This is a genomic window from Nocardiopsis sp. EMB25 (genome assembly GCF_026797795.1).
Classification (GTDB): Bacteria; Actinomycetota; Actinomycetes; order Streptosporangiales; family Streptosporangiaceae; genus Nocardiopsis; species Nocardiopsis lucentensis.
On record NZ_JAMTDN010000001.1, the window covers coordinates 3,410,711 to 3,435,058 of the forward strand.

At 72.8% G+C, this 24,348-nt stretch carries 15 protein-coding genes; 5 read left to right on the top strand and 10 right to left on the bottom strand.

All coding sequences use genetic code 11. The features are described 5' to 3' along the window. Window positions 1–97: 97 nt before the first annotated feature. The 5 genes from KIK06_RS14765 to cobT form a co-directional block, all read right to left on the bottom strand. On the bottom strand, window positions 98–1,462 hold the full coding sequence (locus tag KIK06_RS14765) for a sensor domain-containing diguanylate cyclase (protein WP_268643566.1): 1,365 nt from the start codon (window positions 1,460–1,462) through the stop codon (window positions 98–100). Between the two features lie 580 nt (window positions 1,463–2,042). After that, window positions 2,043–5,045 (bottom strand): GTPase, encoded by a 3,003-nt coding sequence (locus tag KIK06_RS14770; RefSeq protein WP_268643567.1) that lies wholly within the window; start codon window positions 5,043–5,045, stop codon window positions 2,043–2,045. After that, window positions 5,042–6,934 carry a GTPase gene (locus KIK06_RS14775; protein WP_268643568.1) on the bottom strand — a complete coding sequence of 631 codons (1,893 nt, stop codon included), beginning with the start codon at window positions 6,932–6,934 and terminating at the stop codon, window positions 5,042–5,044. The genes KIK06_RS14770 and KIK06_RS14775 overlap by 4 nt, the downstream gene beginning before the upstream one ends. A 72-nt stretch (window positions 6,935–7,006) precedes the next feature. Continuing rightward, the gene (gene cobA / locus KIK06_RS14780) at window positions 7,007–8,287 is read right to left on the bottom strand and encodes a uroporphyrinogen-III C-methyltransferase (RefSeq protein WP_268643569.1); all 1,281 of its coding nucleotides are present in this window, start codon (window positions 8,285–8,287) and stop codon (window positions 7,007–7,009) included. A 218-nt stretch (window positions 8,288–8,505) separates the two neighbouring features. Continuing rightward, on the bottom strand, window positions 8,506–11,091 hold the full coding sequence (cobT, locus tag KIK06_RS14785; protein WP_268643570.1) for a nicotinate-nucleotide--dimethylbenzimidazole phosphoribosyltransferase: 2,586 nt from the start codon (window positions 11,089–11,091) through the stop codon (window positions 8,506–8,508). A 558-nt stretch (window positions 11,092–11,649) separates the two neighbouring features. Between cobT and KIK06_RS14790 the strand changes: the two genes are divergently transcribed. Continuing rightward, window positions 11,650–12,765 (top strand): peptidoglycan recognition protein family protein, encoded by a 1,116-nt coding sequence (locus KIK06_RS14790; protein WP_268643571.1) that lies wholly within the window; start codon window positions 11,650–11,652, stop codon window positions 12,763–12,765. Window positions 12,766–12,954: 189 nt separating this feature from the next. Continuing rightward, window positions 12,955–13,545: a GNAT family N-acetyltransferase gene (locus tag KIK06_RS14795; protein WP_268643572.1), complete on the top strand. Its 591-nt coding sequence runs from the start codon at window positions 12,955–12,957 to the stop codon at window positions 13,543–13,545. Window positions 13,546–13,781: 236 nt separating this feature from the next. Here KIK06_RS14795 and KIK06_RS14800 read toward each other — a convergent pair whose 3' ends face one another. Then, window positions 13,782–14,069 (bottom strand): DUF6504 family protein, encoded by a 288-nt coding sequence (locus tag KIK06_RS14800; protein WP_268643573.1) that lies wholly within the window; start codon window positions 14,067–14,069, stop codon window positions 13,782–13,784. Between the two features lie 316 nt (window positions 14,070–14,385). Here KIK06_RS14800 and KIK06_RS14805 point away from each other — a divergent pair, with 316 nt between their 5' ends. Together KIK06_RS14805 and KIK06_RS14810 are read left to right on the top strand one after the other, a co-directional pair. Continuing rightward, entirely contained in the window at window positions 14,386–16,683 is a 2,298-nt protein-coding gene (locus KIK06_RS14805) for a serine/threonine-protein kinase (RefSeq protein WP_268643574.1), read from the top strand. A gap of 77 nt (window positions 16,684–16,760) precedes the next feature. Next, on the top strand, window positions 16,761–17,726 hold the full coding sequence (locus KIK06_RS14810; protein ID WP_268643576.1) for a quinone oxidoreductase family protein: 966 nt from the start codon (window positions 16,761–16,763) through the stop codon (window positions 17,724–17,726). A 56-nt stretch (window positions 17,727–17,782) separates the two neighbouring features. Here the strand turns inward: KIK06_RS14810 and KIK06_RS14815 are convergent, their stop codons facing one another. The 3 genes from KIK06_RS14815 to KIK06_RS14825 all read right to left on the bottom strand — a co-directional run bounded on the left by KIK06_RS14815 (window position 17,783) and on the right by KIK06_RS14825 (window position 22,597). Further along, window positions 17,783–18,868, bottom strand: a complete 1,086-nt coding sequence (locus tag KIK06_RS14815) for an SPFH domain-containing protein (protein WP_268643577.1) — start codon at window positions 18,866–18,868, stop codon at window positions 17,783–17,785. Between the two features lie 73 nt (window positions 18,869–18,941). Then, window positions 18,942–19,382: an NfeD family protein gene (locus KIK06_RS14820; protein ID WP_268643579.1), complete on the bottom strand. Its 441-nt coding sequence runs from the start codon at window positions 19,380–19,382 to the stop codon at window positions 18,942–18,944. A 308-nt stretch (window positions 19,383–19,690) separates the two neighbouring features. Further along, window positions 19,691–22,597 carry a penicillin acylase family protein gene (locus KIK06_RS14825; RefSeq protein ID WP_268643581.1) on the bottom strand — a complete coding sequence of 969 codons (2,907 nt, stop codon included), beginning with the start codon at window positions 22,595–22,597 and terminating at the stop codon, window positions 19,691–19,693. A gap of 310 nt (window positions 22,598–22,907) precedes the next feature. Between KIK06_RS14825 and KIK06_RS14830 the strand changes: the two genes are divergently transcribed. Further along, window positions 22,908–23,417 (top strand): hypothetical protein, encoded by a 510-nt coding sequence (locus KIK06_RS14830; protein ID WP_268643582.1) that lies wholly within the window; start codon window positions 22,908–22,910, stop codon window positions 23,415–23,417. Here the strand turns inward: KIK06_RS14830 and KIK06_RS14835 are convergent. After that, the gene (locus KIK06_RS14835) at window positions 23,389–24,339 is read right to left on the bottom strand and encodes a cobalamin biosynthesis protein (protein WP_268643583.1); all 951 of its coding nucleotides are present in this window, start codon (window positions 24,337–24,339) and stop codon (window positions 23,389–23,391) included. The genes KIK06_RS14830 and KIK06_RS14835 overlap by 29 nt on opposite strands. Between the last annotated feature and the right edge of the window lie 9 nt (window positions 24,340–24,348).

Below are 24,348 nucleotides of genomic sequence, written 5' to 3' on the forward strand. Positions count from 1 at the left end.
AGCGTCCGTGTGGGATCGGCCGGTCCACCGGCACGGCGGACCGGGGAAGGACCGAGGGCCGCGGGAGCGCGGCAGACCCTTCTTCCGGATTCCCCGGTCAGTCGACCTCGCCCACGGGACCGCCGCGGCCAGGCAGACCGCCGCCCTCCCTCGGGCCGGGGATCTTGTTCGGCGCCCCCGGACGACCGGCGGGCAGGCACACCCGGTTGCGCCCGGTCTCCTTGGCCCGGTACAGCGCCAGGTCCGCCGCGGTCAGCAGTTCCACGAGGTCGTTGCCGTGCTCACCGATGACCGCGGCCCCGACCGAGACCGTGATGGACACCGGAACGTCGTCCACCGAGATCTCCATGCACCCGACCTGCGAGCGCAACCGCTCCGCCGCCTGCCACGCCTCCGATGTGTCGGCCCCGGGCAGCAGCACCACGAACTCCTCGCCGCCGAAGCGGCCGAGCAGGTCGGACTGGCGCAGCTGCTGTGCGATGGTCGTCGCCACTCCCAGCAGCACCTGGTCGCCGAACAGGTGCCCGTGGTTGTCGTTGACCCGCTTGAAGTGGTCGATGTCGATGATCAGCACGGCCGCGTACCCCCGCTGCGCGCGCGCCCTGGCGATCTCCACCGACGCCTCCTGCTCCCACGTCGGCGCGTTCAACAGCCCCGTCTTGGGGTCGGTGCGCGCCGCCATCTGCAACTGCTGGAACAGCAGGCTGCGCTGGAGGAGCAGCACCGGCGGGACCGCGATGGCCAGCAGGAACAGGGTGAGCTGGGCGAGGATCGCCACGGTCACGCCGACGCATAATTCGACGGCGTCGACCGTGCACGCCTCCCGGTCCCACATGGGCCGCAGCGTCGCGCCCGGCCCCATGCTGATCCGCGCGGCCAGAGCGACCAGGAGCGTGTTCAGCACGGTGAACCCGGCACAGCACAGAACCGCGATCAGCACCCCCGCGCCCGTGGCCAGGCTGTCGTGCGCCTCCGACGCGCCGCCCATCGCCTCCCACAGCCCGTCGGCGGCCACCCGGTGCCACACCACCGACGCCAGGAAACCCGACAGCCCGATGGCCGTGGCGTTGAAGACCCTCCGGTGCGCCAGAGCCCGCCTGGCCCGCAGCTGCAGCAGCAAGAACACCGGGATGGGGACGATGAGGGAGTACACGGGCGGCAGGAGCAGCACGACCGGGAACCACCACGCGCCCAGCAGGTCGCGCGCGAACCCCGCGGGCACCCCCAGACGACGGATCGCCTCCACACAGATCCCCGCGCACATGGTCAGCGCCAGGAAGGTCACCACGTCCGCCAGAGTCACGGTCGTCAGTGCCGCCGCCGCCCCGAACAGGAACAGCGCCGTGAACAGGAGCAGTCCCATGTAGACGATCAGGCCCCGGGGTTGCTGGAGGATCGGCCAACGCGACCGTTCCCCGGCGGCCGCGTCCTCCGCCGCCAACGGCTTCTCCGAGATACTCACGGCTCCATCCTCCCTCCCTGTGTCACGCTCCGCAGTCCGACCCCTACACGTGCTACTGATAGGCGAACCACCTCCTTCGGTTCTCCCTTCGACGACCCGATTTCACGCTGAGTTCCGCGTCGCCGCCACGTGACAGCCGGCCCGGCCACCACAAGCACAGGTGAGTACGTCAGCACGGCACGACGCGCCACCCCCACCACTTTACATTACGTTGGGTAATAGCTTAATTGCTGATTGTATGATCGGCGCAGGCAGCGACTAGATTGGCTCGGGATACCCGGGGAGCGCGGGGCGGGGGTGGAAACCGGGCTTCGAGACGTTCTACCGTAGGATCCGGCTTCGATGGCCGTTTTCGGACACGAGGTGCCGACCGACCCAGCGTCCCGCCCCTTGGGGGACCGGCACCGCCCGATCGGAGGAGGACACATGTACAACAGCGTGCACTGGACCTGAGACCCGACACGGCAAGACCCGGGGGCGGGTGGCACGCGACGTGCCACCCGCCCCCGGGCCGTTCGGACGGCCCCCTGGAACCGTCCCCCATCCGTGTCCGCGCCCGACGGAGCGGGACCTCAGGGCCTCACGACGACGCCCTGGCCACCTCGTGCGCGGCCCGGAACGCGCGGTACCGCGCCAACTCGGCCTCCATCGGTTCGATCACCCGCTGGCGCGCGATCGCGGCGACCCGCTCCCCGGCCGCCCGCTCCACCTCCTCGCGCCGCTGGACCGCCGCGACCTCGACCAAGTTGCCGCAACCCACCCCGGTCAACCAGCCGACCAGCAGGGACGCCGCCACCAGGGCGCCCGAGTAGCCGACGAACACCGGATCGTCGAACATCACCATCCCGGTGAAGCCGCCCGCGAGCCAGCTCGACAGCGCCACCACCGCCCACACCAGACCCAACCCGGCGAAGGCCAACAGGGCGTACTGCGCCGACCGCGCCACCCTCCACCAGGGCTGGTACTGGTCGGGGGCGCCGACCGCGCCCGAGACCGCATCGCCCAACTCCGCCGGAAGCTCGGCGGACCCACTGAGCGCGGCCGTGCGCATACGGCGCCGCCACAGCGAGGGCATCCCCTCCGAAACTCCGTCCGCCGCCTCCCCCAGAACCGTCTCCAGTTCGGCGGAATGCGCGTCGATCGGACCGTTCACACCCGTGTCGCCGTCGTGGCGCAGGAAGTCGAGCTGGACCGCCGACAGCGGGTCCTTGCGCAGCTTGCCCGCCATGCGGGCAACCGGCCAGCCGACCTCGCGCCTACCGCGCTTGACGTCGTTGGTCTCGGTCACGTCGGCCACGGCCCTGACCCCGGCCGCCCCGGCGAGCCCGCTCCGGACGCGCTCGGCCACCGGTTCCGGCACGGTCTCGGGGATCTCCCCCTCGCCGTGGAACTCCTCGAAGGCCACCACGACCTGGTCCAGGTCGGCGACCAGGCGGTCCACCAGGGCACGGCGTTCGCGAACCGTCTCACCGAGGAACTCGCGCAGGTCGCGAATGCCCTTCCCCGTGACGGTCGAGGTGGTGATCACCCGGGGGTGCACACCCGCCTCGGTCTCCATCAGGCGCCGCAGATCGGTCAGCAGCTCCTCCAGCTCGTCCGGTTCGACCCGGTCGACCTGGTTGAGGACCGCGACCGTAACGGCACCGTGCCCGGCCATCCGGGCCAGGTAGCGGTGGTGCACGGCGGCATCGGCGTACTTCTGCGGGTCCAGGACCCACACGAGCAGGTCCACCGAACCGATGAGCCGGTCGGCCTCGGCGGTGTGCATACTGCGCACGGAGTCGTGGTCGGGCAGGTCGAGCAGGACCAGCCCGGTCAGCTCGGAGTTGCCCGCGTCCAGGACGCCGGTACGCGAGTGACGGTAGCGGGTGGGAACACCCAACCAGCTCAGGAGCGCGTCGGCCCCCTCATGGCCCCACACGCAGGCGTGGGCCTTGGACGTGGTGGGGCGAGTGACGCCGGTCTGCGACAACTCCAGGCCGCACAGGGCGTTGAACAGCGATGACTTCCCGCTGCCGGTGCCGCCGGCCAAAGCCACAACGGTGTGCTCCCCCGACAGCCGCAGACGCGCACCCGCGTGGTCGAGCAGCTGCGTGGAACGGGAGACAACCTCCTCGGGCAGGTCGTCCTGGCCGAGTTCGGTCAGGGTGGACAGGGCGTCGAGACGCTCGACGAGCTCGGCCCGGGTGACCGTCTTGGCGGACCGCCAGTGGTCGTGCGTGGTCGGACGGTACTCGTCGTCGCCCTCGGCGTCCTCAGAGCCCCGGGCGGCGGTCCGCTCGGAGGCGTCCGCACCGTCCACGCCGGATGCGTCGGCCTCGGGGGCGGCCGGCTCCGCGACCGAGGTCTCGGGAGCAGGCTCGGCCCTGGACAGGCCGGTGCCCGGATCCGCCGCCAGATCGGACTCGGCGGCGCCCACGGCCCGGAAGGCACCGGAGACCGCCGACGGCCCGGGGACACGGCGGGGCAGAGGCCCGCCGTCCTCCTGCTCGGCCACCGGCCGCGCACCCGTCTGGGCGGTCACCCGGGGATCGGGGGCCGGTTCGCCGGCCTCCTCCCGGACCGGGGCGTCCTGATCGGCTCCCGCGAGCCCGACCGCGGGCCGATCGTCACTCCGTTGACCGTCACTGCGCTGTTCCACAGGTGCCTCAGCCGCATCAAAGGCCTCAGGCGCCTCAGACGAGACCGCTCCGGCGGAACCGCGATCCGCCTCGGCCACGTCACCGTCCCGCCCCGGAGCCGGAACCCACTCCGGAGGTTTGGGCACCACGGGGAAGGCCCCGGTGGTGCGTCCGGCGATCTGGGCGTCCTCGGCCGCCTCGGCGAGACTGCCCACCCATCCGGCCAGACCGTCCGGGTCGTCCCCCTCGTCCTGGCCGTCGCGGAGAATCCCGGTCTCACGCGCGCTGCCGGCCCCACGCACACCGCGCCGGCCCCGCTCGCCCCTGGTTCCGCGCGCACCGCGCGTCCCGCGACCGCCCCGGGAGTGGGCGACGCTCCGGGCGCCACGGCGCTCCCGGTCGCCCTCACCCGCGTCCTCGCTTCGCTCCTGGCCGACCCCGGCCACGTCGTCAGCGATGTCGGCGCCCTCCGGGGCCAGGTGGTCCCGGACCTCACCCGGCTCAGGACGACCACCGGGGTCGCCCCCGTCGCCGAGATCGCCAGGGTCACCGTGGGGGCCGCCCGCCTGACGCGCGTCGGGGCCACCGCTCCCATCACCACCGGGCACGTCGCCACCGCGAGCCGCGGACACGCGCGCGTGCCGCCCCGGGCCCCGACGGGGAGCGTCCGGTTCCCCGGCCTCCCCCGCCGGCGCCGCGTCCGGATACCCCAGGATCCCGTCGTGCGCGGCCTCCGCCAGGGGCTGGCCGGCACCGGGGCCGGAACCGGACCCACGGCCGGGGTGTTCGGGAACCGGCATCGTGTAGCCGCGCCAGGGGCCGTTCTCGGCCGACGCCGACGCGCCGCGCGGCGCCTGGTCGTCACCCAAGGCTTCGGAGCGGCCCGTCGGTTGGACCTCGTCCCCGGAATCGGAGGGACCGGTCTCCCCGGTCGCCCGCGCGGGGTTCCACTGAGTCGTCATCGTGAAATCTCAAGGTTGTACGTGGCCTGATAGAGCTGGACGGCACTGTCCTTCGAGGGGATCCCGGCCGATGCCAGAGTGCTGTCGAAGGGCTTGCGCTCCTGCGCGAGCAGCGCCTCGACACGTCCGCGCAGGTTGTCACGGGCCGCTGTGCCCATGCTACGGAGGGACTGCGCCCCGAACAGCCCCTTGAGCAGTCGCTGTGGGGAGGGCCCCGAGGACTCCGCGGCGTGCGCACCGCCTCCGGACCGGGACCGCTCGTATCCCAGCAGGTCCATGATGAGGACGAGCGCGACGATGTCGTGGTCGAAGGTGACGAACCGGGCCACCGAACGCTTGGTCGCGCCGCTGGCCGCCGTCATCTGCGCGACCTCGGCCTGCCACTCGGCGAGCTCCTTGCGGAACCGCTGGGCCAGGAGCCCTCCGCCGGGAAGCGCGAGCGCCTTCGCGGCGAGCTCCTCACCCCCCGGCATCTCCCGCCACCGCGCCTCGATCTCGTGCCCGGCCCGCTCGGACGCCGACACCACCAGCGCCGACAAGGAATCGCGCACGGCCTCCTCCAGCGCACTGACCCGCTGCCCCCGCTCGAGCGACTCCGCGCGGCGCCGCCGCGCCCGCTTGCCGCGCAGCCGCAGACTCCTGGCGAGCTCGCCACTGGCGGCCACCTCCTGCCACCGCGCGAGGAGGGAACCGCTGAGCAGGGAACCGTCACCGAGCCCGGCGTCCACGTGGCGGCGCGCCCCGTCGTAGGCGTCGTCCACGGCGGCGCTGAGCACCTGGCCCGCCTCCACCTGCGTCTCCACCTGCCGAGCCAGTTCGGGCACCCGGGAGCGGAAGCTGTCGATGACACCGACGAAGGTGCGGCGCGAGACCCGGTCGCGCTGGTCGGCCTCACCCGCCACGTCCGCCAGGTAGGTACGGATGTGGTCGGCGACGTTGGCGGTGAAGCGCTCGCCCTTGACCTGATCGGTCTCGGGGATCGCGAACCGCGCCGCCGCGCCCAGACCGTTGGCCTCCAACATGGCGCCGAAGTGGTCGAGCAGCTGGCGGCGGCCCTTGCGCGGAACCCGGGAGAGCACGACGGCCAACGACGTGTCCCGGTCGCGCGCCACCTGGAGGAACTCCCACACGCGCGCGTCGGCGTAACGGGTGCTGGTGGTGACGAACACCCACAGGTCGGCCGCGTCGAGGAACTTGGCGGCGAACTCGTGGTGGGCGGCCACCGCCGAGTCGACGTCCGGGGTGTCCAACAGGGCGACCCCGCGCGGCATCGCCTCACTCGCCGCGAGCACGAGCATGCCGTCCTTGCCCGGCATGGCCAACCCCTGCTGGCGCACCCGGGGCAGCGCCGGAATGAAGGACGCCTCACTGAACCAGTCCACGTCGGCCGGATTGCACGCCAGGACCGGACTGTTGGTGGTGGGGCGACGCACGCCGGTCGTGGTGACCTGCTCACCGACCAGGCTGTTCACCAGCGTGGACTTACCCGCACCGGTGGAACCGGCGACCGCGATCAGCAGCGGGATGTCGGGCCGCCGCACCCGGGGCAGGACGTAGTCGGACAGCTGCGCCAAAACGTCGGCCTGAAGCACCCGCCCCTCCTCCGCGGCGGGCAGGCCGTCAGCGAACTCCAGGTCGCGGATCTGGACGCGCAGCGACTCCAGAACCCGCTCGAAACGGTCGTCCTCCCAGGTGGAGGCGCGGTGCTTGGCCGGTCCGGGATCTGTGGGAGCGGCGGCACCACCCGAGCCCCCGCGGGCGGCGGTGCCAGCCGCGGATACAGAACCTGGGCCCGGAGCGGGATGGTCGGAGGTGGCGGCCGGTCCGGTACCGAACCGGTCCGAGGCACCGGAGCCACTGGCGTCCGGTGCGGCCGACGGCCGGGTCATGATCGGTATGCCCTCCTCATCGGTGATGACGGTCCCCCACCGCACGGACGCCGAACGCCGCTGGCGGGGGTCTCACTGGAGATCGCGCCCGGTCGCCAGTCGACGCGTCTCGAACTGGGTCCCCGTGTGCAGTATGTCAAGATCCCGCGCCGTTTTGACCACTTCTCCAATGATCACCACCGCCGGGGGCCGCACTCCGGCCGATCGGACCGAGTCGGCGATGTCCGCCAGCGTACCCGTGACCGTGCGTTGGCCAGGCAGCGTGGCCTCCTGCACCACCGCCACGGGGGTATCCGACGGACGCCCGTGATCCACGAGCGCCTCGGCGATCGCCTCGATCCGCTCGACCCCCATGAGCACGACCACCGTTCCGCCCGCCCGGGCCAGCCCCCGCCAGTCGACGGTGGAGCGCTCGTCCCCCGGAGCCACGTGCGCCGAGACGATGTGCACGTCCTGGGCGACCCCCCGGTGCGTGGCGGGAATGCCCGCGCTCGCCGGAGCGGCCAGCGCACTGGTCACACCGGGGACCGCGATGACCGGCACACCCGCGGCGGCGCAGGCGGCGGCCTCCTCCCCACCCCGGCCGAAGAGGAAGGAGTCCCCGCCCTTGAGCCGGACCACGAACCTGCCCCGACGGGCGCGGTCGACCAGGACGTCGTTGATGTCCTCCTGGCTCATCGACCGGCCGTAGGGGATCTTCGAGGCGTCGACGATCTCCACATCCGCCGGGAGGCGGTCCAGCAGCGAGGTCGGCGCCAACCGGTCGACCACCACCACATCGGCCTGGGAGAGCAACTGCTGCCCGCGGACCGTGATCAGGCCGGGATCACCCGGCCCGCCCCCCACCAGCGCGACACCACTGAACCGCTCGCGGCCGCGCCGAGCGTCCAGGGTGCCGTCGGCGAGCCCGTCGGTGATGGCGTCACGCAGCCCCGCGGCCCTGCGCGGGTCACCGGAGGCGACCACACCGACGGTGATCCCGCCCGCGGTCCCGGTGGCGGGCGTCCAGGCCGAGGAGAAGTGCCGGTCGTCGGCGCGCACGCACCACACCCGGGCGGCCTCGGCCTCCTCGGCGACCGCCGCGTTGACGTCGGGGGCATCGGTGGCGGCGTGCACCAACCAGAAGTCGGGGGCCTCGGGACCCGACACGTCACCGGGAGCGTAGACCCGCCGCTCCCACGTGATACGCCCCGCGGCGGCGAGGTCCTCCAACGCGGCCGAGACGGAGGGCGCCACCAGGGTGACGCGCGCACCCGCCTCCAACAGGACCGGGACGCGACGCCCGGCGACCCGTCCCCCTCCGACCACGAGGACGTCGCGGCCCCTCATGCGCAAACCCAGCAGATAGGTCACGGTCGCGCCCCTTCCGTCGTCAGTACCGGCCCCCGGCGACGACGGCGGGGTGCGCGGACGGTAGTACCCCATCGCGCCGCCGGCGATGTATCGCGATGGTGTGCATCACCTTGTCAAAGCGGTATTACACCTGAGTAAACCGGTGCGCGCGCCCAGTGTGAACCCGACCGCACCCGGCTGCGGCACGACCGGGTACGGGCACCTCGGGCACGGATCCCTCAGTCGAGAGTGGACACGCCCGCGTCGTCGAAGGTCGCCACATCGCGCAGGACGCGCGCCGACGCCTGAAGGATCGGCAGCGCCAACAGGGCGCCCGACCCCTCCCCCAGCCGCATCTCCAGGTCCACCAGCGGGCGCAGGCCCAGGTGATCCAGGGCGAGGGTGTGCCCGGGCTCGCTGGAACGGTGGCCGGCGAAGCACGCCTGGACCGACTCCGGGGAGATGGCCGCCGCCGCGAGCGCGGCCGACCCCGCGATGACCCCGTCGAGCAGGACCGGAACACCCAGGGCCGCACCGCCCAGGACGAACCCGGCCAGGGCCGCGTGCTCCAGACCGCCCAAGGCGGCGAGGGTGCCGATCGGGTCGGCCGGGTCCACGGGATTGGCCGCCAGGGCGCGCCGCACCACCGACACCTTGTGCTCGAAGGTCGCGTCGTCCACACCGGTCCCCCGACCGGTGGCGTTCTCCGGCTCGGCCCCGGCGAACGCGCACACCAGCGCGGCGGCCGGCGTCGTGTTGGCGATCCCCATATCCCCGGTGACCAGGCAGCGGTTCCCCGCCGAGACGAGGTCCCGAGCGACCTCGATACCGCCCTCCAACGCCCGCAGGGCCTGCTCACGGGTCATCGCCGGACCCCGGGTGAGGTCGGCGGTACCGCGCGCCACCTTGCGGGGCAGCAGACCGGCGGCCCGGGGCAGATCCCCGGCCACACCCACGTCCACGACGGTCACCTCCGCGCCGACCTGGGCGGCGAAGGCGTTGACCACCGCGCCCCCGGCGAGGAAGTTGTGCACCATCTGGGCCGTGACCTCCTGCGGCCACGGGGTCACCCCCTGGGCGTGCACGCCGTGGTCCCCGGCGAACACCGCGACCGCGACCGGTTCGGGGATCGGCGGCGGGCACACGCCCGCCAGCCCGGCGAGCCGGACCGACACCTCCTCCAGGACCCCGAGCGAGCCCCGCGGCTTGGTCATGCGGTTCTGCCGGTCCCTGGCCTCCTCCACCGCGCGGGTGTTCAGCGCTCCGATGGCGGCGATGGTCTCCTCCAGCAGACTCGTGGGCTCCTGGCCGGGCAGACCGCGGCGGCCGTAGCGGTCGCGGTGCACCGCCCAGGACAGGGGGCGTGCGCCCACCGCGCCGTCGGGTCCGGCCGCCGGCTCGACGGGGAACTCCTCGACGTAGCCGACGCAGAGGTAGGCGACCACCTCCAGGTGCGGGGGAAGGTCGAGGACACGGGCCACGTCGCGCTCGTCGACGTGACTGATCCAACCGACCCCCAGCCCCTCCGCCCGCGCGGCCAGCCAGAGGTTCTCCACGGCGAGCGCGGGCGAGTACCCGGAGCTCAGCGGCTGGGCGTGACGGCCCAGGGCGTGGCGGCCGCCCCGGGAGGGGTCGACGGTGACGGCGATGTTGAGCGGGGCCTCGACGATCGCCTCGACCTTCAGGCCGGTCAGCGCCCGGGCCCGGGACCCGGGCAGCGCACGTGTGTGGTCGTCGCGCTCGGACTCGGCCAGGTCGCGCACACGGGCCCGCACGGCGGGGTCGTCGATGACGACGAAGTCCCAAGGGCGCGCGTCACCGACGCTGGGCGCCTGGTGCGCGGCCTCCAGGACGCGTGTGAGGACGTCGTCGGGGACCGGGGTGGAACGGAAGCCCCCGACCACGTCGCGGCGCTCGTTGATGGCCCGGTAGACGGCGGCGCGCTCGGGGCCGCCGTAGGCGTGGTCGGCCGGGGGGCCGGAGGCGGTGGGCGCCGTGGCGGCCTGGGGGCGCGGACCGGTGTGCCCGGGCTCCGGGCGGGGCTCGGCTGCTTGCTGTGCGTGCACGGTGTTGCTCTGCTCCGCTTCGGTGGTCGTGGGACGCGGCTCCGCGGGTCCCGGTGCGGTGGTTCGCGCGGGTGGTTCGGCGGCGGTGGGCGCCGCCTTCGGGGTACGCCCGTGGTCGCGCCCGTTCCCGTGAGCCGGAGCCGGGGCCCGGTCACCGCCCCGGAACGGGATGACGTTGGGGCTCGGCCGGTCGTCGGCGGGGGTCGGTGCGTGAGCGGAGGCTCCACGCGACCGGGTGGCCTTGGGTCCGGCGGGCACGGACTCCCCCTCGGCCTCCGTGAACGCGACGGTGTCCGCGGGTGCGACGTCCGCGGGTGCGACGTCCGCGGGGTCGGAGACACCGGGCTCGGAGACGCCGGGCTCGGAGGAGTCGGCCTCGGAGGGGTCGGAGGGCTCCGCGTCGGAGGGCTCCGCGTCGGCGGGTCCCCGGTCCGGGGCGCTGGCGGTCTCCTCCGCGCCCGTGGGGGCGGCGGATTCCTCCGGAAGGCGCTCGGCGTCTCCCTCCCGGTCCCCGGGGCCGGGTTCGGCGACCGTCGGGATCGGTTCCGTGGGCGCGGACGTGGCAGGTGCCGGGGCGGACGACCGCGGGGGCTGGCGGAACGGGTTCGTTCCCCCACCTCGCCGGGGTTGGGTTCCGCGCCCCGACTCGGGCAGTCCCTCCAGGAGGCCGCCGAGACCCGGGGCCGCCCGCCCGCTCCGTTCCCGGGACTCCTCCCGGCCGCCGTCACGCCGGGCCGACCCGCGGTCACCGTTGGTCATGATCGCTCCCCGAAGAGGTGTGCCGACTGCCCTTTGTCCACCTGATCCGACATAGACCCGTAAGCGTAGTCCGCGACGTTCGTTCCGTTCACCCGGGTCCCCGCCGGTCGCTCAGGCCCCACCGGGGATGACCGTCCCAACCGCTTTCCGGGTCCACCGTCCTCCCTCGAGGATGCCCCGACCTTCGGGTTGGGGAGAAATCGGAGAGCCCCAGCCACGGGACAGCGACGGCCGGACCGTCCCGGGCCGTGCGTCGGCCACCCCCGGTCGGAGCGGGTCGGACCACAGGCCGGAGGCGCCCCGCAGACGTCGAAGCCCGCCCCGGCGCACCGGCGGCACCGACGGCGCCCGACGATCCAGAGGCACCGTGCCCCGCCGGGAGGAACGTACCCGGCGCGCCGAAACCCCCTACGGGCACGAGCTTGTGCAAGGCTGTGCGAACCTCCCCACGCCCCCGGGAAGGGCCCGCACCCGGCTAAGCGTCGGGCCGCCGACGCCGGGTTCGTGTCCCGCCGCCGGCGGGGCCCACCGACCTCCGCCCGCTGAGAAGGACGAAGCATGCGACGCCGTTCATTCCTCGCCGGTTCCACCGCCCTCACCGGCCTGACCGCCCTCGGCGCGACGCTGCCCGCGCGCGGTCCCGCCCTGGCCGACACGGCCTTGGAGATCCCCCGTGTGATCGCCGAGCCCTTCCCCGGATCCGACGGCCTCGTCCGGCCGGGCACCCCGTTCGACGTGGTGACGGTGACCCGACCGGTGACGGCCGCCACCGAACCCGAGATCCGCTTCGAGACGGGCGCGGGCCTCGGCACCTGGGAACCGCTGCACCTGCACACCTCGGGCCGGGACGACCGGGAACCCGTCTCCTCCGCCGTCGTCCGCGCCCCCGAGGGCGCCACGGGCTACGAGGTGCGCGGCGGCGCCCGAACGTCGGCGCTGAACCTGAGCGACGGGGAGGCACTGCGGTTCGACGGCCCCGCCCGTACGTCCCTGTCGGCCCCGGATGACGGCTACCAGACCCTGGGCGGCTCCTCCGGACGCCCGTCCGTGCGGTTCGTGACCCGCGCGGGCTGGGGAGCGGACGAGTCGTACCGCTTCGACGACGAGGGCAACGACCTCTGGCCCGCCGAGTTCCACCCGGTGCAGGCCCTCACCGTGCACCACACCGCGCTGGCGGGCAGCGGCGACCACGCCGCCGACGTGCGGGCGGTCTACCACCTGCACGCGGTCCAGCTGGCGTGGGGGGACATCGGCTACCACATGCTCATCGACCCCGACGGCACGGTCTACGAGGGTCGCCACTCGGGTGAGGACCGGGTTCCGGTCTTCTCGGAGTGGCCCAGGCCCGGCCGGGCCGCGTCGGTGACGGCCGGCCACGCCTACACGTTCAACCACGGCAACATCGGTGTGTGCCTGCTCGGGGACTTCACCGACGAGCTGCCCACCCAGGCGGCGCGGGACTCCCTCGTCAACGTCCTGCGCGTGCTGTGCTCGGTGACGGGCCTGGACCCGGCGGCGGAGATCGAGTACGTCCACCCGGGTACCGGCGCGGCGACTCCGGCCCGGACGATCTCGCGCCACCGCGACTGGCTGGACACCGAGTGCCCGGGCAACGCGTTCTCGGCGGTGTTCGACACCGAGATCCGACAGCGGGTCGTCCGCGGGCGGGCCTGACGCGGCGCCGGACGTCCGTCCGGCGGGTGGACGGGGTCGAGGAGGTCGCCGTCTTTCGGGAACTCCTCACCTTTGGCGCGTGGGAAGACGAACAGCACCTTTACGGCGTAGATCACATCAATGGGGCAACACCGCTCCCCTGCGCATAGGGTGTGCGCACCATCCGACGACCGAGGACCCACGACACCCATGCCCGAGACCCCGCCGCCCTCCCCCGCGCAGCGGATCCTGCCCTCCGTGATCCTGGAGACGGAACGGCTGAGACTACGCGCGTTCGTCGAGGAGGACGTCGACGACGTCTTCCTGATCTACACCGACCCCGCCCTCCAGCGGTGGGTCCCCCTCCCCGAACCCGGCGTCCCCTACACACGGGAGAACGCCGAGCGGTGGTGCGGGGAGGTCGCCCCCGCCCTGCGCGCCAACGGCGACGGGCAGCACTGGGCCGCCGTGGAGAAGGACACCGGCCGTCTGGCGGGATCGATCGGCCTGCTGCGCACGGACTGGCCCGCGATGCGGACCGAACTCGGCTACTCGGTCTCCCCGTGGGGCCGCGGCCGCGGGTTCGCGACCGAGGCGACCGTGGCGGTCTCGCGCTGGGCGATCAACCAGGGCTTCCAACGGATCGAGCTCAAGGCGGCCACGGGGAACGCGGGGTCGCGGCGGGTCGCGGAGAAGGCCGGGTTCGTCCTGGAGGGGATCGAACGCAACGCGATGCCGCTGCACGAGGGTCGCACCGATCTGGCCGCCTACAGCCTCGTGCCCTCCGACCTGGCCCGCTGAACGGACCACGGACACCGGCGGGAGCGTCCACGCCGCGCGTGGAGGGGTCGGCCCCGGGCACGCGGCACGGACCGGGGCCTCTCCCGGCCGCGCCGTCACGCCCCAAGGTCGACCCCGGGCACGCGGTACGGACCCGCGCCAGCGGCCGGAGGTCCTGGCGAGCCGGCAGCCGGCGGGGCCCGTCCGTCGGCGCGTTCCCGAGCCGGGGCGCGGGCCCGCGTCCGGACGAGACCTCCTCAGTCCCAGACCCGGGACAACAGCCACTCACCGGTCGCGGTGTCGTGGCGCAGTTCGTACACCCCCTGCGCGTGAGCGGTCCCCGCTTCCACCCGCCAGTGGCGCCGTTCGGGGACCCGGGGCGCTCTGGCCGGACTCCAGTCCATGCGCACGGTCACCCAGTGGTCGAGGATCCTGCGCACCCCGAACACCCGCCCGTTCCAGGTGAACCTGGTCGGACGCCCGGCGTCCTCGACGACCGTGACCTCCGCCCCGTAGTACCGCCCCACCGCACGTCCCCTCACCATCGACCGCCCCGTCCCGACACACGCCCCGGACCGCCCGCCCGGGGGAAGAACAGACCGGCGTTCGAACGTGTGTTCTAACACTAGCGAAATCGGGGCGCCCGTGGAACCGTTTCGCGTGCGAACGCATCCACCCCGACGACCCCCCGCGGCGGGACGGCCCGCTGACCGCACCGCCCGGACGACCCCGTGCACACCCCGCGGCCAGGAACGCCCCCCGACCGGACCGCCCGGCGCCACCCTGCCGGAACGCGCCGCCGCGGCGACATCGGTACGCTGTTGGACGCGAATCACCCGATCCATGCGAGGACCCCCTACTGTGACGTCGAACGGGCATCAGAGCGGCACCCCACTGCGCGCGGGGGACCCACGAGAACTCGATGGCTATCGGATCGTCAGCCGCCTGGGCAGGGGCGGCATGGGAACGGTCTACCTCGCTCGTGACGCCTCGGACCGCCCGGTCGCCGTCAAGCTCATCCGCCCCGACCTCGCCGACGACGAGGCCTTCCGCCGGCGCTTCGCGCGCGAGGTCGAGTCCGCGCGGCGGGTGGCCCGGTTCTCGACCGCGGGGGTGATCGACGCCCGCTTGGAGGGCGATCCGCTCTTCATCGTGTCGGAGTACGTCGCGGGTCCCAATCTCGACGAACAGGTCCGCGCGGACGGACCGATGGTCGGAGGCACCCTGGAGAGCCTCGCGTTGGGGGTCGCCGCGGCGCTCACCGCCATCCACGGCTCCGGGGTGATCCACCGCGACCTCAAGCCCGCCAACGTCCTGCTGTCCACCGTCGGCCCCAAGGTCATCGACTTCGGCATCGCCCGTGCGCTGGACGGCACGGACGGCGGGATGACCCGCTCCAGCGAACTCATCGGCACACCGTCCTACCTGGCGCCCGAACTACTCGACGGCCGCAAGGCGGGCCCGGAGGCCGACATCTTCGCCTGGGGTTGCCTGGTCGCCTTCGCCGGGACCGGGTCCGCGCCCTTCGACGCCGCGACCGTCCCGGCCGTGCTGCACAACATCACCTCCGCCCCTCCCCGGCTGGACGGTTTGGACCCGAGCCTGCACGCCCTGGTCACCGCGGCGCTCGACAAGACGCCCGCGAACCGACCGAGCGCCAAGCGGATCCTCGCCCGGCTGACCGGGCAGGACGACCCCGCGGAGGCCGAGGTCCGGCGCACCATCAGCACCTCCTGGGCATCACCGGGCGCTTCCCCGGTTCCGGGCGCGGCTCCCGACGGGGCGGCTCCGGAACCCGCGGACGGAACACCGCCCCACGGAGACGTGACCCCTCCGGGTTCGATCGCCCCGACCGGTCCCCCCAGCACGTACGGCGTGGACCCCACGGCACAGCTGCCCCAGGCGCCCCCCACACCTCAGGACCCGAACCAGATCCCGCCGACCGAGTTCATGTCGCCCCCTCCCCCCGGAACGGCGTACCCGCCCTCCGGCCCCCAGCCGACCCTGCACGGCGGTCAGCCGCCGCAGGTCCCCGGCTCGGGCCCCCAGCGCACCATGCACCAGGGCGGTCACCCCTTCCACCAGGCACCGGGCGCGGTCCCCGGATACCAGGGGCCGTCCGGCGGACACCCGCCCCAGATCGCCCACCCGCCCGGACACTCCCCGAGCGGGGGCCAGCACGGGTTCGCGACGGGCGGCCCGAACGGGCCCGGAGGCCCCGGTGGGCCCGGAGGGCCCGGAGGTCCCGGAGGGCCGCCGCCCGCCCCGCAGGGAAACGGCGCGCCCCGGCCCCAGCGTCAGCTCCGGCGCCGCAACGGCCGCCTCCTGGCCATCGGGAGTGGCGCGCTCGCGCTCGTCGTGGTCGCGGGCGCGGGAGGCTACGCCCTGCTGTCGGGCGGCGACGGACAGCCGGAGAACACGCAGGAGATCTACGGGGAGAACTTCGCGATCGACCCGGACTGGAACAACGGCGTCTACGACCCGGAGGACGAGCGGGACGACGGGTACTGGGCGGACCGCGGAATGCTGCTCATGCTCGACCCCGAGAACAATCCGAGCCGCGGGGAGATCACCCCCATCGACGCCGAGCTCCCCGAGTCCGTCCTGGTCAGAGCCACGGCACACGTGGTCGAGGGGCCCGGCCAGGCCATGTTCGGGGTGCGCTGCTGGGACAACCGGGACCGGCGGGGCGAGGAGTCGCGCAGCATGTACGAGGCCCTCCTGCGCCACGACGGACAGCAGGCCGAGATCCGCCGGGTCGTCATGGGCGGCGACGACCCCCGCTCGGAGCCCCTCGACGAGACCTTCGACGTCCCCGGCTACGAGCCCTACCCCCTCTACGACGACGGGCGCGGCGCCCAGAGCACGGACGACGCGGACCCCTACGACATCGGCGCCGACGACCCCCTGGTCACCAACACCGTCGCGTTCGCGTGCGAGTACTCCGACGAGGGCGGCGAGGAGACGATGCGGCTGCGCATGTGGGTCAACGGGGAGCTCACGGCCGAGGCGGTCGACGACGACCCGCTCCCGGACGACGCGGAGGAACCCGAGGACCGGCACCGGGTGGGGGTCGTGCTCCGCGGCGGGCCCGGGAGCGCCCCGCTCGGCGTGCTCTACACGCACTTCTCCGTGCACGAGATCCTCCCCGACGAGTAACCGGGGCGCCGGTGCGCGACGGCGCCGGGTCCGGCTGGCATGATGCGGGCAGTCGGACCCAGCGAAGGAGTGGACCAGTGCGCGCCATCGTCATCGAGGAACACGGCGGCCCGGAGGTACTGCGGCTGACCGAGGCGAACGCCCGCGAACCGGGGCCGGGAGAGGTCCTGGTCGACGTGGCCGCCCGCGGGGTCAACTTCATCGACGTCTACCAGCGTGAGGGCCAGTACGACGTCCCCCTCCCCTTCGTCCCGGGGATGGAGGCCGCCGGTGTCGTCGCGGCCGTGGGCGAGGGGGTGCACGACCTGTCCGTCGGCCAGCGGGTCGGATGGGCGATGTCCCCCGGAGGCTACGCGGACCGGGCGGTCGTCAAGGCCTCCGTCGCGGTTCCGGTCCCGGACGACGTCTCCGACGAGCAGGCCGCGGCGCTTCTCCTCCAAGGACTCACCGCCCACTACCTCACGTACTCCGTGTACCCCGTGGCCGAGGGGGACACCGTCCTGGTGCACGCCGCCGCGGGCGGAACCGGTCTGCTCATCACCCAACTGGCCAAGGAGCGGGGCGCGCGGGTCATCGGGACCGTGTCCACCGAGGAGAAGGAACTGCTCGCCCGGGAGGCGGGCGCGGACGAGGTCATCCGCTACACCCAGACCTCGGTGGCGGACGCGGTGGGAGACCTCACCGGCGGCCGGGGAGTCGCCGCGGTCTACGACGGGGTCGGCCGGAGCACCTTCGACGCGAGCCTCGCGTCGCTGCGCCCGCGCGGAGTGCTGGCGCTGTTCGGTCAGTCCAGTGGGATGGTGCCGCCCGTCGACCCGCTGCGGCTGACCCAGGCCGGTTCGGTATACCTCACGAGGCCGTCCCTGGCCACCTTCGTGGCCGAGCGCGAGGAACTGCTGGGACGGGCGCGCGACCTGTTCGGACTGCTGGCCGGCGGGCGGCTCGACGTTCGGATCGGCGGACGCTACCCGCTGGCCGAGGCGGGACGGGCCCAGAGCGACCTCGCCGCCCGAAGGACCGCTGGGAAACTCCTGCTCGTCTGATCCCCGGGCCGGGGATTCGGGGGCTCGGCGGGCCCTCCCCGGCTCCCCGGCTCCTCTCAGGACTCCTCACGCGGATTCGGCATCGCGCCCATGCCGGCGCCCGCCCTGCGCACGTCGTCGCGTGCGTCGGCGACCGCGCGCTCGGCCGCCTCGGCGGCCTCCACCGCGGCCTGCTCTGACGAGGACCGCTCCGACTCGTCCCCCGCCGTGAGCCGTGCGGGTCCGGCCTCGGCCCCTTCCGCCTCCTTCTCCGTGGAGGGCACGGAGGCGGCGGCCTCGCCCGAGAAGGCGTGGGTGACGTTCTTGATCGCCTCGGTCAGCTCGCCGGGGATCACCCAGAACGTGTTGCCCTCGCCCTGGGCCAGGTGCGGCAGGGTCTCCAGGTACTTGTAGGCGAGCAGCTTGGCGTCGGCGTCGTTGGCGTGCACCGCCTGGAACACCCGCTCCACGGCCTTGGCCTCACCGTCGGCGCGCAGGATCGCGGCCTGCTGGTCGCCCTGGGCCTCCAGGATCGCCTGCTGCCGGGCGCCCTCGGCCTTGAGGATCCGGGCCTGGCGCTCACCCTCGGCGTGCAGGATGGCCGCGCGCTTGTCGCGGTCGGCCCGCATCTGCTTCTCCATCGCCTCCTTGATGGTGGGCGGTGGGTCGATCGCCTTGATCTCGACCCGGTTGACGCGGATCCCCCACTTGCCGGTGGTGTCGTCGAGGACGCCCCGCAGACGGGTGTTGATCTCCTCGCGCGACGTGAGCGTGCGTTCCAGGTCCATGGAGCCGATCACGTTGCGCAGGGTGGTGACGGTGAGCTGGTCGATCGCCTGGAGGAAGTTGGCGACCTCGTAGGCCGCGGCCTTGGGTTGGGTGATCTGGTAGTAGAGGACGGTGTCGATGTTGACGACGAGGTTGTCCTCGGTGATCACCGGTTGGGGTCGTGAGCTGAAGACGTGCTCACGGAGGTCGAACTTGGTGTTGACGCGGTCGACGCCCGGGATGATGAAGTTCAGCCCTGGGTTGAGCGTCCGGATGTAGCGGCCGAAGCGCTCGATGTTGTAGGCCCGCGCCTGCGGGACGATACGGATCGCCGACAGCGCGATGGCCACGAGGATGACCGCGAGGATGACGAAGGGAATAACCGGGTCGATCATGTCCGCACCTGACCTTGGGGTCGTGGATGGGGATCGGGACTGTTCGGAGTTGCGGTACCCGTCGCCGGCTGGCTCAGGGCAGGGCCTCCCGCGGGTAGACCACGGCGGTGGCGCCGTCGATCTCCATGACGTCGACGTGCGTGCCGACCGGGATCACCAGGTCCTCGTCGATGCACCGTGCCGACCACTCCTCTCCGGAGAGTTTGATCAGTCCTTGGTCGCCGTCGACCTCCCGAAGGACGACGGCGGAGCGGCCCACCAGGGCGGCGGCGCCCGAGCGGGCGTCGGGTCCGCGGGTCATCTGCCTCTGGATGATCGGGCGGACCAGGACGAGACCGGCGGTGGCGGTCGCGGCGAACCCGATGATCTGCACGGCCACGGGCAGTCCGATCGCGCCCAGGAGCGCGGCGACGAGCGCCGCGACGGCGACGAGCCCCAGCACGAAGGTCAGTGTGAAGGCCTCGGCGATTCCGAGGGCGACAGCGAGGATCATCCAGATCAGCCAGTCAGGCATGTTCTGCGGCCCTCCCGCGACGTATCGGGTAATCCTTAAGCTACCCACACGAGCCGGACGAAGCACGCGATTCAACGGAGTGATCGGCGGTGCGGCCGTCGATGCGGCGGGATGGACGAAGGATGAACGTACGTACGAACAGTGCTGGCTGAACGGACGTACGCAGAGCTGCCGGTCCGTGTCGGACGAACACGCGGCCGCGGCCCGCGGCGGCCCCTGTGGGGAACCGCCGCGGACCGCGGCCGTGTTCGCTCCGGGCCCGCGCTCCGCGTCGGCCCGTGTTCGGCCGGCTCCTCGGGGCACGGGGGTCAGCGTCCGCCGGAGAACTGGTAGACCATCTGGTAGGTGGGCCGGTTCTGCCAGGCGATCGGCCACATACCGATCCCGCCGACCGCCTGGTGGACCACCGCGTCGGCGCAGACCTGATCACCGGACGAGCAGGGCCCGCCACCCGGGTAGACCTCCTCGGCGGGGACGGCCGCCGCGTCCGCGAGGGTGTCGAGCAGGACCGTGCGGCAGGAGTCGAGGTCTCCCCCTCCGCAGTAGGTCTCGCCCAGGGGTCCCCGGACCTCGTGGCCGAGCACGGCGCGCAGGTCCTTGTCGACGTAGGACCACCAGCCGTACTGGAAGGCCGAGCCGACGTGACCGTTGCCGGAGGGCGACTCGTCCACGCGGGCCGCGCGGGTCAGCTCGGTGTAGAGGTCAGCGCCGAGCCCCGGCTCGAACTGCCCCCGGACCAGGCGGGGCCACCAGGCGTCGAGCACACGGATGGCGTCGGCGTGCGCGTAGTACCCGGCGTCCCGCTGGGGCTCGCGCCGCAGGGAGCCGGACTCGTGCCAGGCGCGCAGCTCCTCGACCGTGGCGGCCAGTTCGGGGTCGTCGACCTCGGCGGAGTCGATGACCTCCAGGAGCAGCGGCAGGACCTCCTGGGCCCGCAGGTCGGCGGTCCCGGCCTCCATCATCACCCGGGTGAGGGAGGCGGTGGTGAACCGGTGACCGCTCTCGACGAGTCCGGAGACACGCACGTCGAGGAGGTCGCCGCGGTGCACGGAACCGGTGGACCAGCCGGAGGTGTACCCCTGGGCGGGCTTGTTGTTCCAGTTGACGATGTAGTCCGGGTTGATCGCCTGGGGGTGGTCGGACAGCGGGTGGTAGTCGGCCCCGTTGGTCACCGGGTCCCAGCCCGACCAGCCCGCGCCGGAGGAGGCGTCGATCGGCAGGTTGGGGTTGGTGCCCTCGGAGCGGACCGGGTTGGCGCCGGAGTTGACGAAGGCGATGTCCTCGTCGTCGACGTAGTGCCAGTTGAAGGCGTAGCCGACGTCGTAGGCGGCCTCGGTGAAGGTCTCCGCCGAGGTGATCTCGTCCGGGTCGTTGAACCGCTGGAAGCCGATGATGGAGTCGACCTCCCGCATGTAGGTGGAGCGCAGCGAGGTGAAGGCGACCGGGGCTCCGTCGACGGTGGCGAAGGACCGCACGAGACCGTACTCGGAGCGCAGGGAGGTGAGGGTGTACCCGCCCGCCGGAGTCTGGTCGGCGACGGTGGGCTCCCAGTCGTTGGAGACGCTGAGTTCCTCGAAGGGGACGCAGTCGCCGGCGCTGTCGACGTAGGAGCGGGAGCCGGTGGTCGGAGTGGACCCGTCGGTCTCACAGAGGTCGACGGTGAAGGTGTCGGTGAGGTCCTGGCCCGCCGAGGTGGCGCTCCAGGCGTAGTCGACGCCCCGGCCCATCTGGACGTAGAAGCTCACTCCCGCGAACGAGGCGCCCCGGGCGCTGATGCCGGGGCCCTGGAGCTCCTGGAGCATGAGCAGCTGCGGGGAGAAGTAGCCGGTCTGGGGGCCCATGACGGCGACGGGGTTGCCGCTCTCGGTGTGCTCGCCGGAGACGAGCAGGGCGTTGGACATCCCGCGCGGGTCCGTGAAGCCGTCGGGCAGGACGCCGTCGTTGAAGACGCCCTCCAGGGAGTCCACGTCACCGTCCTCGGCCATCTCCTCGACCTGCTCCTGCTGGGACTCGGAGAGGTCGTCGAGCGTGGGCGGGTCGGCGGCGTCCTCGGGTTCGGACTCCTCCGCCGACGGAACCGCCTGCGCGGCGAGCGGGTCGGCGGTCTCACCGGAGGCCGCGGAGCCGTACTCGTCGTGGACGATGTCGTAGTGCTCGACGGACCCGGGGTCGGGCACGACCTCGCCGACCGGGCTGTCGGGAGTACCGGTGTAGGGGAACTCGCCGTCGACGCTGACCACGGCCTCGGGGTCGTTCTCCATACGCCAGTCCGCCCAGAGCTCGGCGCCCTCCTCGGCGCCGTAGCGGTCCTGGAAGTTGGCCAGGACGATCGCGGACCGGACCTCCCCACCGCCGCCACCGCCGAAGATGCCGCCGACCATGGAGGCGATGCCGACCACGTCGGTGGGGGTGAAGGGTTCGATCTCACCGGCGTTGGTGATGGCGTCCTTGTGCCCGGTCAGGACGTACTCGCCGGGGAAGTAGCGGCCCTGGTCGGACTCGCGGATGTAGGTGTTGACGCCGTCCAGGTAGGCGTCGACGTCCTCCAACGCCTGGCGTCCTCGCTCACCGCTGGCCGCGACACGGTCGATCTGGGCCTGTTTGTCCTCCTCGGTGTAGGGCGCGGTGCGCCACAGGTCCTGTTCGAGGGCCCGGTTGCCCGCGGCCCCGCCCGCGAAGGGGGTGAGTTCGCCGCGGCCGACCCTGCGCAGGACGTCCATGAGGAAGAGGCGGTCCTCGGCGGCGGCGTACCCCGCGCCGAACATGGTGCCCTCACGGGTGGTGCCGGTGATGTGCGGGATGCCGTGGCCGGCGTCCCTGACGATGGTGACGTCCTCGCGGGGCCGGTACTCGCGCCCCACGTCGCCGGAGGCGACCCCGAACGTGGAGTCGAGGAAGAAGTCGTCCAGTCCGTCCTCGGTGAGGCCGTCGTAGTGGTGGACGAGGTTGTCGTACATGTCCAGCTGGCTGGACGAGTGCGGTGGCCGGGTGCCGAAGAGCTGGTGGCCGAGGATCTCGGCGAGGGTCGCGTTGCCGTTCTGCCCGGGCGGCAGGATGTCGTGGCATCCCTCGGGCGCGCAGTAGTCCTCGGGAACGAGGGCTTGGGGATCGGCCGAGGCCGAGGTCGCGGGGAGTGCGCCGGCGGTCGCCGCCGTGACCGCGAGTGCGGCACCCGCCGCACCGGCACGCAGCCGTCTACTGAGTCGGGGGAACACGTGCTGTCACCACCTGGGGGTTGGCGATGGGTCAGCGGAATGTTACGCACAGGTAACCTAATCGCGAAAGACTTTCACGTTTTGCGTCGCGAGGCGAACGCGGCACCACACATCACGCGGGTTTGAAGTGATCTGCGCCACAAGCAGTGCGAATCATGGGAGTACGGCCCGTGCAAGCACCGTCATCACCGGTCGCGTGTGGCCACATCCGGCCATCCACCGCCGTGTCCACGACGCCCCAACTGCACGCGGATCCCACCCGGCGTCCGTTTCCACCCGACGGGCCCGGGGGCTCTGACACAATCGCGGCATGAACCAGTACCCCAACCCCAATCCGGGCGACCCGTGGCAGCAGCCCGGCGGCGAGACCCCCGGCTGGGGGCTTCCCCCGGAGCAGCACATGGGCGGGGCGATCGAGCCCTACCAGTCGGGAACCGGTGGATACCAGCCCCCCGTGCCGCAGGTTCCCAACGAGACCCCGCTGATGACCATCGGAGACATCGCGGTCTCCCAGAGCACGGTGATCACACCCGCGGGACGCTTCCCGATCAGGGGCACGGTGTGGACGGTCACCGACATGAGCCGCACCGAGAGGAACACGCCGACCTGGGCCGTCATCACGGCGATCCTGGTCTTCTGGTGGACGTGCCTCCTCGGCCTGCTCTTCCTCCTCGTCAAGGAACAGAAGACACACGGGCACGTCCAGGTGACCGTCCAGGGCCACGGCACCTACCACGCCACACAAATCCCGGCCGTGTCCCCGGCCACGGCCCACCAGATCAACGAGCAGGTCAACTACGCGCGCAGCCTCGCCGCGTGACGCCTCCCGCCGCCCTGGCCGGCGAACCGGGCAGGGCGGCCGCACCCGCCGAGACGAGGAGGGCCAGGACGTTGACCGCCCTGGCCAGGCGCACGGCGCGACGGATGTCGGCGACCCCCGCGGACGGCCCGTCCCCCAGGAGGGGACGGCGCTCCTCGCGCCCCGAGTACACGTTGACACCGCCCAGGGTGCGTCCGAGCGCGCCCGCGAAGGCGGCCTCGCACTGACCGGCGTTGGGGCTCGGATGCGCGTCGCCGTCACGACGCCACACCCGCCAGGCGTGCTCCACGTCGCCACCCACCACGGGGGCGGCGAGCACGGTCAGGAGGGCGGTGAGGCGCGCGGGTCCCCACCCGGCGAGGTCGTCCAGGCGCGCCGAGGCCGCGCCGAAACGCGCGTAGCGGGCGTTGCGGTGGCCGACCATGGCGTCGAGGGTGTTCACCGCGCGGAACCCGGCGAGTCCGGGAACCCCGGCGAGCGCACCCCAGACGAGCGGCCCGACGACGGCGTCGGAGGTGTTCTCGGCGACGGACTCCACCACCGCCCGCGCGATCGCGTCCCCGTCCAACTCCGAGGGGTCGCGGCCGCACAGACCGCTGAGGAGCGCTCGGGCGGACTCGAGGTCACCGGCCTCGAGCGCGTCGGCGACACGCTCGGCCTCACGCCCCAGCATGGCGCCGCCGAGCGTCGCCCAGGTGGTGACGGCCGTGGGGACGACGCCCCGACCGGCCAGGAGCCCGCCCCCGACCACGGGCAGGACGGCGCCCGCGGTGAAGAGCGCCCCGGCAGCGGTGGAGTCCCGGTAGACGAGCCGTTCCCACCTGCGGGCAGCGGCGCCGAAGAGCGCCACGGGGTGTCCCTGACGGGGGTCCGGCACCACGGTGTCCAGCAGGAATCCCGCCAACAGTCCTAAAGATCGCACGCGACCACG